Source organism: Nonomuraea maheshkhaliensis, assembly GCF_039529435.1.
In the GTDB taxonomy this organism is placed as follows: Bacteria; Actinomycetota; Actinomycetes; order Streptosporangiales; family Streptosporangiaceae; genus Nonomuraea; species Nonomuraea maheshkhaliensis.
Map to the genome: position 1 here is coordinate 1 of NZ_BAAAMU010000290.1, position 2,058 is coordinate 2,058.

Annotated in this window: 3 protein-coding genes; 1 reads left to right on the plus strand and 2 read right to left on the minus strand. The window is 71.2% G+C overall.

Annotated features, from left to right (window positions below):
• The coding region (locus tag ABFX54_RS56405; RefSeq protein ID WP_346115575.1) for a serine/threonine-protein kinase at positions 1-999 on the minus strand (999 nt) is incomplete at its 3' end.
• A gap of 86 nt (positions 1,000-1,085) precedes the next feature.
• A complete protein-coding gene (locus ABFX54_RS56410; protein WP_346115576.1) occupies positions 1,086-1,724 on the minus strand; it encodes a pyridoxamine 5'-phosphate oxidase family protein in 639 nt (212 codons plus the stop codon).
• Between the two features lie 71 nt (positions 1,725-1,795).
• On the opposite strand from ABFX54_RS56410, the gene ABFX54_RS56415 reads away from it, so the two are divergent.
• The coding region (locus ABFX54_RS56415) for a GntR family transcriptional regulator (protein WP_346115577.1) at positions 1,796-2,058 on the plus strand (263 nt) is incomplete at its 3' end.

The following is a 2,058-nucleotide window of genomic DNA, read 5'->3' on the forward strand; positions in this document are numbered from 1 at the left end:
CAGCACGACCACCACCGCCACGGCCGCCGCCGAGGCCACCGCGCCGCCCATGGCCAGGCGCCGCGTGTTCGAGCGCAGGCCGCGGAAGACCGTCCTGGCCAGCGACGTGGCCACCTCGGGCGAGGGGGTGGTCTGCGGCGTCGGTAACAGCAGCGCGAGCAGCGCCACGAGCGCGGCCAGCCGGCGCCTGCCGCGCTCCTCCCAGTCCTCCCCGTACGCCGCCCTGGCCACCGCCTCCAGCTCGGCCACGAACGCCATCGCCCCGTCGGGCCGCCGCGCCGGATCCTTGGCCAGCCCGCGCCGCACCAGCTCGCGCACCGGCTCCGGTGCGTCGAGGAAGGGCACGGGGGCGTGCACGTGCTGGTAGCCGAGCACGCTCGGCTCCGTGGAGCGGTAGGGCCGGTGTCCCGTCAGGCACTCGAAGAAGACGGCCGTGGCCGCGTACACGTCGGTGGCCGGCGAGGCGGGCTGCCCCTCCCACAGCTCGGGCGCCATGTACGGGGGCGTCCCCTCCGGCTGCACGGTCGTGCCCTGCCTGACCGCGATGCCGAAGTCGACCAGCTTGCTGGCCCCGTCGTCGCGGACGATCACGTTCTCCGGCTTGTAGTCCCGGTGGACCAGCCCCATCTCGTGCGCCTTGGCCAGCCCCAGCAGCGAGCCCTTGAGCACGACCAGTGCCGCCTCCGGCTCGGTGGTGCCGTTCTCGCGCAGCAACGCCCGCAGGGAGACGCCGTCGACCAGCTCCATCACGATGGCCGCGCCGCCGAAGTCCTGGACGTACTCCCACATCGTGGCGATGTTCGGATCGCGCAGCGTGGTCAGCAGCCGCGCCTCCGACTGGAACCTGGCCAGCGCGGCCGGATCACGCCGCAACTCCTCGGACAGGTACTTGATCGCCACCCTGACCCCGGTGTCGTCGTGCACAGCCTGGACGACGCGCCCGCTGGCACCCGCCCCGAGCTGCTTGATCTCCGTGTAACCGGGAGCACTCCACTGCATATCCGCTCTCCCATCAGGAGCCGGCCCACCTGATGAGACGCGTGATCAAGGGCTGGGGTTTTCCAGGTGGTTCCGGATTCATGGAACTACTCCCGATGGAGGATGTGAACAGGCGTATCGATACCTTCTGGGAGCACCGAATCCCGCTCGGGTTCGCCCCACGACGTGACCAGCGGCAACACCCCGGCCCACACCGGCAGGCCGTAGTCCTCCTCCTCGTCCACGGGACCGCCCCTGCGGATCTTGACCGAGGCCTCGTCCAGCGGCAGCGCCAGCACCGCCGTGGCGGCCAGCTCCTTGCGGCTGGGCTTGCGCACGTAGTCCCACTGGCCCGGCGCGAGCTGCTCGGCCAGTGCCCGCAGCCCCTCCATGCGCTCGTCCTCGTCCGTCACGAGCCTGGCCCGGCCGTAGACGATCGCCGAGCGGTAGTTGACGGAGTGGTGGAAGATCGAGCGGGCCAGCACGATGCCGTCGAGGTGGGTGACGGTGACGCAGACGTCGGTGCCCTCGCCGGCGCGCAGTGACAAGGCGCCGGTGGAGCCGTGCAGGTAGAGGGTCCCGCCGACGCGGCCGTAGCCGGTCGGCACGACCATGGGATGGCCGTTCACGATCACGCCCAGGTGGCAGACGAGGCCGGTGTCGAGCACCTCGTACAGGTCGTCACGGTCGGTGCTGCCGCGCTCCTTCGAGCGTCCCAGCGTCGTACGGGGAGTGGTGGAGAGCATGATTCGACCGTAGCCAGGAAGTGGACCTACGCTGTAGGGCCACTATCCACCCCTTCGCAGAGACCACTTCCATGCGCAACCACGTTGACCTGCCCATATCGCTCTCGCGCGAGGCGGACGAACCGCTCACCGCCCAGCTCGCCGGCCGGCTGCGCCGCGCCATGCTGGACGGCACGCTGGCCGCGGGCGAGCGCCTGCCGTCCACCCGCGGCCTGGCGGCCCAGCTCGCGGTCAGCAGGACCGTGGTGACGGAGGCGTACCAGCAGCTCTACGCGGAGGGCTGGCTGGACGGGCGGCACGGCTCCGGCACGTTCGTGGCCGACATCGAGCAGCC